General features: G+C 70.6%; 9 protein-coding genes. 3 read left to right on the plus strand and 6 right to left on the minus strand.

Annotation, left to right across the window (positions count from 1 at the left end; genetic code table 11):
* Nucleotides 1-192 precede the first annotated feature (192 nt).
* A complete protein-coding gene (locus A7A76_RS03845) occupies nt 193-975 on the minus strand; it encodes an enoyl-CoA hydratase-related protein (protein WP_206409954.1) in 783 nt (260 codons plus the stop codon).
* A 134-nt stretch (nt 976-1,109) separates the two neighbouring features.
* Here A7A76_RS03845 and A7A76_RS03850 point away from each other — a divergent pair, with 134 nt between their 5' ends.
* The 3 genes from A7A76_RS03850 to A7A76_RS03860 are packed head-to-tail and all read left to right on the plus strand — an operon-like array spanning nt 1,110 to nt 3,500.
* Nucleotides 1,110-1,358 carry a FeoA family protein gene (locus tag A7A76_RS03850; protein WP_206409955.1) on the plus strand — a complete coding sequence of 83 codons (249 nt, stop codon included), beginning with the start codon at nt 1,110-1,112 and terminating at the stop codon, nt 1,356-1,358.
* Nucleotides 1,355-3,247, plus strand: coding sequence for a ferrous iron transporter B (gene feoB, locus A7A76_RS03855; protein WP_241200708.1), 1,893 nt, complete (start codon nt 1,355-1,357; stop codon nt 3,245-3,247). The genes A7A76_RS03850 and feoB overlap by 4 nt, the downstream gene beginning before the upstream one ends.
* Nucleotides 3,248-3,257: 10 nt before the next feature.
* Nucleotides 3,258-3,500, plus strand: coding sequence for a DUF6587 family protein (locus A7A76_RS03860; protein ID WP_206409956.1), 243 nt, complete (start codon nt 3,258-3,260; stop codon nt 3,498-3,500).
* 281 nt (nt 3,501-3,781) lie between these two features.
* On the opposite strand, the gene A7A76_RS03865 is transcribed toward A7A76_RS03860, so the two are convergent.
* The 5 genes from A7A76_RS03865 to A7A76_RS03885 all read right to left on the minus strand — a co-directional run.
* A complete protein-coding gene (locus A7A76_RS03865; RefSeq protein WP_206409957.1) occupies nt 3,782-4,324 on the minus strand; it encodes a hypothetical protein in 543 nt (180 codons plus the stop codon).
* A 38-nt stretch (nt 4,325-4,362) separates the two neighbouring features.
* Nucleotides 4,363-4,737 carry a hypothetical protein gene (locus A7A76_RS03870; protein ID WP_206409958.1) on the minus strand — a complete coding sequence of 125 codons (375 nt, stop codon included), beginning with the start codon at nt 4,735-4,737 and terminating at the stop codon, nt 4,363-4,365.
* Nucleotides 4,734-5,360, minus strand: coding sequence for a polymer-forming cytoskeletal protein (locus A7A76_RS03875; RefSeq protein WP_206409959.1), 627 nt, complete (start codon nt 5,358-5,360; stop codon nt 4,734-4,736). The genes A7A76_RS03870 and A7A76_RS03875 overlap by 4 nt, the downstream gene beginning before the upstream one ends.
* 313 nt (nt 5,361-5,673) lie before the next feature.
* Nucleotides 5,674-7,173 carry a J domain-containing protein gene (locus A7A76_RS03880; RefSeq protein WP_206409960.1) on the minus strand — a complete coding sequence of 500 codons (1,500 nt, stop codon included), beginning with the start codon at nt 7,171-7,173 and terminating at the stop codon, nt 5,674-5,676.
* Nucleotides 7,170-7,709: hypothetical protein (locus tag A7A76_RS03885; protein ID WP_206409961.1), on the minus strand; the 540-nt coding region annotated here is incomplete at its 5' end. The genes A7A76_RS03885 and A7A76_RS03880, both read right to left, overlap by 4 nt.

Below are 7,709 nucleotides of genomic sequence, written 5' to 3' on the forward strand. Positions count from 1 at the left end.
CGGGGGTGGGGCGGCGGGGCTGCGTTGCTTCGGTTGGTCGCGACTCGCGTCGCTCCTACAGGGTCTCCGGCCGGTTTCGCATCCGACTGTAGGAGCGGCGCAAGCCGCGACCGCGACAACGCACCCACGACGAACCCCCACAGCCACCGAAATCCACGGCCACGCACCAGCCATCCCCCAGGCCGCGAGAACTCAGCCCACCCACCCCGGCGACCGCTTGTCCAAAAACGCCGCCAATCCTTCCTGCCCCTCCGCCGACACCCGCAACGCCGCGATCAATGCCGCGTTGTCGGCATCCAGCTTGCCCCCATCGCGCTCGCCCGCGACCCGCCGCACCAGCGCCTTCGCCGTCGCCGCCGCATGCGGCCCGGCCTTGAGCAGCAGCGAGGCCTGGCGCGCGACCGCAGCGTCCAGCGCATCGGCAGCCACCACCTGGTGCAGCAGCCCGATGCTCTGCGCCACCGCCGCGTCGAAGATCTCCGCGCTGGCGAACCAGCGCCGCGCCTGGCGCGCGCCGATGGCTTCGATCACGTACGGCGAAATCACCGCCGGCAACAGCCCGAGCTTGCTCTCGGTCAGGCCGAACTTGGCCTCCGGCACGCCGATGGCGATGTCGCAGCAGGCGACCAGGCCGACGCCGCCGCCGAACGCCGCGCCGTGGACGCGGGCGATGGTCGGCTTGGGCAGTTCGTTGAGGGTGCGCATCAGCCGCGCCAGCGCCAGCGAGTCTTCGCGGTTGTCCGCTTCGCTGGCGGCGGCCATGCCGCGCATCCAGTTCAGGTCGGCGCCGGCCGAGAACGAGGCGCCTTCGCCCTCGATCACCACCACCCGCACGCCGTCGTCGGCGCCGACGGCTTCCAGGGCGCCGGTCAGGGCGGCGATCAGCACCGCGTCGAAGGCGTTGTGCAGGTCGGGGCGGTTCAGGCGCAAACGGGCGACGGGCCCGTCGCGCAGGCTCAGCAGCGGATGGTTCATCGGGTCGGGGGAGTTTGTGAGAGTTGGCCGAATGATACCGTTCAGCTTGTTCCCTCCGCCCCTGTACGGCGGTCGGTGCTAGAATGAGAACAATTCCCATTTGGGACGCCACCTTTTCCGTGGAAGCCGCCCCTTTGAAGCTGTCCGAATTGCCGCACCGCACCGCGGCCACGGTCGAGAACGTCGACGACCAGGCGCCGAACGACACCATCGCCCGACGCCTGCGCGAACTCGGTTTCGTCGCCGGCGAACGGGTGGAAGTGATGGCCGTCGGCCCGGTCGCCGCCGAGCCGCTGCTGGTGCAGATCGGCTACACCCGCTTCGCCCTGCGCCGCAGCGAGGCGGCGCGGGTGCGGGTGACGCCGCTGGAGACCGGGGCATGAGCGCCGCCGCCCCCGCGATGAGCGCGCCGCGCGAGGCCGCCGACCAGCATCTGCGCGTGGCCCTGGTCGGCAATCCGAACTGCGGCAAGACCGCGCTGTTCAACCAGCTCACCGGCAGCCGGCAGAAGGTCGCCAATTACGCCGGCGTCACCGTCGAGCGCAAGGAAGGCCGCCTGCACGCGCCCTCGGGCCGCCACTACGCGGTGCTCGACCTGCCCGGCGCCTACAGCCTCAGCGCCGCCAGCCTGGACGAAGCGGTCACCCGCGACGTGCTGCGCGGCTTCTATCCGGGCGAACCGGCGCCGGACGTGCTGCTGTGCGTGGTCGATGCGACCAATCTGCGCCTGCACCTGCGCTTCGCGCTGGAACTGCGCGAGCTCGGCCGGCCGATGATCGTCGCGGTCAACATGATGGACGCGGCCAGGCGCCGCGGCATCGGCATCGACCTGGCGGCGCTGGAAAGCGAACTCGGCGTGCCGGTGGTGGCGACCGTCGCGGTCAAGCGCGGCGGCGCGCGCGAGCTGGTGGCCACGCTCGACCAGGTCGCCGCCGCGCCGCATGCGCCGCGCGCGCGCCTGGCCGAAGGCGCCGATCTGCATGCCGAAACCCGCCGCCTGCTCGATCTGACGGTGACCATGCCCACCCGCACCGCCAAGATCGACGACGCGCTCGACCGCTGGCTGCTTCATCCGGTGCTGGGCCTGCTGTCGCTGGCGGTGGTGATGTTCCTGATCTTCCAGGCGGTGTACGCCTGGGCCACGCCGCTGATGGACGGGATCGAGGCCGGCACTGCCTGGATCGGCGAGCGCGCCGGCGCGCTGCTGCCCGACGGGCCGCTGCGCAGCCTGCTGGTCGACGGCGTCATCGCCGGCCTCGGCGGGGTGGTCGTGTTCCTGCCGCAGATCCTGATCCTGTTCGCCTTCATCCTGGCGCTGGAGGAATCGGGCTACCTGCCGCGCGCGGCGTTCCTGCTCGACAAGATGATGGCCGGCGCCGGCCTGTCGGGGCGCTCGTTCATTCCGCTGCTGTCGAGCTTCGCCTGTGCGATCCCCGGGATCATGGCCACGCGCTCGATCCAGGATCCGCGCGACCGCCTCGCCACGATCATCGTCGCACCGCTGATGACCTGTTCGGCGCGCTTGCCGGTGTATGCGCTGCTGATCGGCGCGTTCATCCCGCAACAGAAGGTGTGGGGCGCGTTCAACCTGCAGGGCTTGGTGCTGTTCGGCCTGTACATGGCCGGCATCCTCAGCGCGCTGATGGTGTCGTGGGTGATGAAGAAGTGGCGCCGCGACAAGAGCGAGCACCCGCTGCTGCTGGAGCTGCCGTCCTACCGCATCCCGCACCTGCGCGATCTGGCCATCGGCCTGTGGGAACGCGCCTGGATCTTCCTGCGCCGGGTCGGCGGCATCATCCTGGCGCTGACCATCCTGCTGTGGTTCCTGCTGTCGTTCCCCGGCGCGCCGGAAGGCGCGACCCAGCCGGCGATCGACTACAGCTTCGCCGGCCGCATCGGCCACGCGCTGTCGGCGGTGTTCGCGCCGATCGGCTTCAACTGGCAGATCTGCATCGCGCTGATCCCGGGCCTGGCCGCGCGCGAAGTGGCGGTGTCGTCGCTGGCGACGGTGTACGCGCTGTCGGCGGCCGACGACGACGCGGCGGCGCAGGCGCTGACCCCGATCATCACCGACACCTGGTCGCTGGCGACCGCGCTGTCGCTGCTGGTGTGGTTCATCTATGCGCCGCAGTGCATCTCCACCCTGGCCACGATCCGGCGCGAGACCGGTTCGTGGAAGCAGGTGGCGATCAGCGCCGGCTACCTGTTCGCGCTGGCGTATCTGGCGTCGTTCGCGACCTACCAGATCGCCGTGGCGCTGGGCGCGGGCTGAGGCAGACGCGATGGACGCCGGATTGTTCGCGCAGTACGTGGTGATCGCGATCGCGGTGCTGGTCAGCGCGGCCGTGGTCGCGCGCAAGCAGTTCCCCGGCGGCGTGCGCCGCCTGCGCATCGCCTGCGCGCTGCCGCTGGTGCGCGACGGGCGGCCGGCCTGGATGCGCGCGCTGGGCAAGCGCATCGCGCCGCCGGCGCGCGCGGCCGGGCCGAATTGCGCGGGGTGCGATAGCTGCGGGCCGTCGGACTGAGGCGCTTCGTCGGCGACAGGGTGGGGCGTTGGGGATAGGCAGGGTTCGCGGTCGGCGCAGTGTCGCGGTCGCGGCTCGCGCCGCTCCTACACTCGCCATCGAAACCCGCCGGAGCCCCTGTAGGAGCGGCGCAAGCCGCGACCGCGACTACATCGAAACCCACGGATCGATCACCGCAGCGCCAAAACCCCGCGCCCGCACTTGGCCGCGCTCATCACGCACCGCGCCGCAGTCCGCCGGCCGTGCTCACGTCGCGCAGATCCGCAAGCCGCCCGCCGTACTCACCCCGCGCGGCTTTGCAGATAGCTCAACGCCTCGCCCAGATAACCGCGCGCTTCTTGCAGATGCTCCGGCGCGCAGTCCTCTTCGAACCGGCTGGCGCCGTCGCCGAAGCGCAGATACGCCTCGATCTCCTGCTCTTCCTCCCACAGGAAATCCAGGATCACCACGAAGTCGTCCGCGCCGGGGTCGTTGAAGCGCGCCGCGCCGCGCAGCGGCGTCAGCAGGCGCAGCATCTCGTGGTAGTTCTCCGAGGCCTGCAGCATGGCGATGCGCAAGGTGCGGCGCAGTTCGTCGTATTCCACCGGCGGCGTGCCGGTCCAGGCGTCCTCGCGCCAGGCCTTGATGACCTCGGCCACGCTGGCCGCTTCCAGGTCGGACAGGATTTCCGGCGGGACGTGGCTGCCGCCGCTCATGCGGCGGCGGTCGAACCAGGATTGCCAGTCGGCGAACCCCGAAGGGCGCGCCGGCACGGAACTCATGAAGGCTTCGTATTGCTCGTGGCTGAGGGTGAAACGGGCGTACAGCGATGCGGGTTCCGACATCGGCGGGATCCTTTCCTGTGACACCGGCGCGCCGCCGCTCATCGGCGCAGCCGGCCCTTGCCGGCGGCCTTGTAGCCGACCGCTTTGAACGCTTCGACCGACAGCGTGAAGGTGCGCTCTTCCCCCGAAAACAGCGCGCCCACGCCGACGACCTGGCGGGTGATCTCTTCGCCGCGGTCGTTCTTGATCGACAACACCATCGAATATTCCCAGGCGCCGTCGCTGGGCGGATGGCGGATGGTGCCTTCCACGCGCAGCGGCGAAAACCGTTTCGCCGCCAGCGCGTTGGCGTCGGAATCGAAGCGCAGGTGGTGCCGGCAGGCCGGGCACACGCTGGCCGATTCCAGGATCGTCGCCTTGCAGTGCGGACAAACGCGCGTCGCCCCGGGCATGCCCTGGCGTTGCGCGCTCATGAGTCGGCGCCGGTCTCCGCCTTGCCGTTCTTGTCGCCCTGGTCGTTCTTGTTGGACTTGCTCTCGCCCTTGTCGTTGCGCGCGACCGACTTGCCGCTGTCTTCCCAGCCGAACTCGACCTGGCCGCGCACGCGCGCGCCGGCGGCGACGGTGACGGTGCCGGCCTTGACGTCGCCGACCACCACGCCGGTCTCCAGCAGCTCCACGCGCTGGGCCGAATCGATGTTGCCTTCCAGCTCGCCGGCGATCACGACCTTGCGCGCGCGCACGCCGCCGTTGACCTTGGCGCCGAGCTCGACGGTGAGGTCGCCGTCGACCTGCACGTCGCCCTTGAAGCGGCCGGCGATGCGGATGTGGCCGGCGCCGTGGATCTTGCCTTCGATGGTCAGGTCGGAGGCGATCAGCGATTCCTTGACCTGCTCGCGCGCCGGCTCGGCCTGGCGCTGCGGCGCGGGCTGCGGCGCCGGCGCGCTGATCGGCGCGGTGGCCGGCTGACTCGCGGCCGGCTGGCCGAAGCTGAATTCGTTGGCGGTGTCGGGCTCTCGCTTCAGCGCCGTTTCCGGTTGCAGCGGCGGCAGCGGCGTGTCGCGCTTGGGTGGGGCGGGCTGGTTGAAAATGGCCATGACGCGGTGTTCCTCAGGTCGGGGGATCAGGTGATGACACGCGTGAACTTTGGAGCCTAACACGCTGATACGAAGCGCCCACTGTGATGAATATCACCGAATCGGCGCGCCTGCGACGGCGCGCGCGAATTCAGTTTCGAGCCTTCGCGCCAGCCCTTGCGGCGCATGCGTGCGCACGTTCGCGGCGCGCGCGAGAACGCGCGCACGAACGACAGTGATTAAGAAATATTTCAGATCGATGAATGCGGTCGGCCAGGCGGATGCCGGCGAGCCGCAGGCGTCGTGCCCGGGGTTTCCTCGACCGGTTCCGCGCTCAAGGCATCAGCATGCAGAGGAAGGCGACGAACAGCAGAGTGGCGGTCATGCGCCACAGCTTGCCGGCGCCGGCCCGCACCTGCGCTATCGACACGTGGTACCACTTCGACAAGGCGATGTCGTGCGCCAGCAATATCGCCGCGGCGGCGGTGGCGATCAGGGCCGGCCCCGAATCGTGTGCGCGCACCGCGGCGGGCAGCACCGCGATGGCCGCGAGGATCGCGGCGAGGTAACACGCCAGCGCCGGCGCCGCATGGTCGCGGCCGCGCGCCGCGATCAGCACGCCGCCGACGGCCACCGCCAGCCACGCGGTCGGGTAGGGCAGCACGACCGCCCCCGGCAGGCAGGCCAGCAACGCGAACCACGCGAACATGCCAGGCGTGTCGATGCCGCGCTGCGACAAGCGCCGATGCACATGCAGCACGCCGATACCGGCCGAGGCCAGGCCGACCCACGCTGCAGCCAGAACCGCGATGTTGCGTCCGGCGCCTTCGAACGGTTGCGGGTCCATCCCCAACAGCAGCGAGAACGCTCCCGCCAGTGCGAGGTAGTACAGCGGCACCCGAGCCAGGCCGACGGCCAGACGACGTGGGTCGAGGCGACTGCGATCGGTGGCGCGCAGCCAGAATCCGACGCTTTCGGAATTCAGGCGCGTCTGCAGCCACTCTGGGCCGACCTGCTGCAGCTTCAGCAGCAACTCGCGCAGGCGGCCGGGCAGCGACGGCGTCAACGCGATCCAGGCGCGTCGCGGCCACGAGCGCGGCTCGCGCAGTTCGGCCAGCAATTGGCGGTCGACCAACTGCGCGTGCGCATGGCGGTACTCGCCGAGCAGGCGCTCGAACGCTTCGCTGCGCTCGCCGCGGTCGTAGGCGATGGCGATCCACTGGCGCGTGCGTGCGTCCTGCGCATCGACGGTGCCCAGGTCGAAGCATTCGGCGACCACGTGGATCGTCTCGCACGACGGCGGCGGTTCGCACACCGCGAGCGCATGCGCGACCGGCGCACGCAGGGAGTGTTTGAGTTCCAGCGAGTACAGCGGTTTGCATTCGCCGAGCCAGCGCTGCAGGTCGTGCGGCATGCGGCGCGTGGCGATGTCGAGCAACTGTTCGAGAAAGGTATCGAGGTCGAACGAGATGCGCTGCGGCGCCGGGTCGGCCGGTCGGCGGTGCATCGCCGATCGCGGACGCGGGGCGGGTTCGGGAGCATCGTCGTCGTCGGGTCGCGCGTCGGCGGCCGGACCGCTGTCGGGGCGCTGGGCGGTGGTCGCTTCGTCGCCAGCGAAGGGCGATCCATCATCGTCGTCGCCGTCCAATTCGGATTCGGCTGCGGCGGCGCGCCGCGCGGCCACGGCGAGGCAGTGCTGATACGCCTCGTTGAGCTCCTGGAACCCTTGCGGATCGTCGTCCGGCCGGCACCGCTTGAGCTCGCGCGCATAGGCGCGCTTGATCTCGCGCTCGTCGCTGCCCGGCTTCAGGCCCAAACGCTGGAACGGCGTCACGGCTTGGCCGGCCCCATCAAGAACTGCGCCATCGCTCCGATCACGGCCAGCGACAGCATCAGGAAGACGACGGCCCGCAGGCTCAGCCCGCCTTCGGGGAACAGGCCGGAGTCGCGGCGTCCGCGTCCGGAGCCGAATCGGACGTCGCTCAGGTCCGCGCCGCTGCGGCGGGCGCGCGCGCGCAGTTCGACGATGCGCGCCTGCAGTCCGGCCGAATGCGCGTGCACGCTGTCCAGGCCGAAGAAGCGCAGCAGCGCGTCCAGCAGCGACAGGTACAGCGGTTCGCGCGCGGCCAGGTACGCGACCAGGCTCGGCGCCAGCGCCTGCTTGCGTTCGAACTGGTACAGCGCCGGGTGTTCGGCGAGCCAGCGTTCGAGGTCGATGAGGGTATGGGTTTCGGCGCGGCGGTAGAGCTCGTCGAGGAAGCGCCGGGCGTCGAACTGCGCGTCGTGCTGCCCTGCCGTTGCAGCGGCGAGATTCGCCGGCGGCGCCGGCGCCGGTTCCGAGGCGCCGCCGCGGGGCGCGCGCGGTGCGGC

The sequence above is a fragment of the Lysobacter enzymogenes genome (genome assembly GCF_017168095.1).
In the GTDB taxonomy this organism is placed as follows: Bacteria; Pseudomonadota; Gammaproteobacteria; order Xanthomonadales; family Xanthomonadaceae; genus Lysobacter; species Lysobacter enzymogenes_D.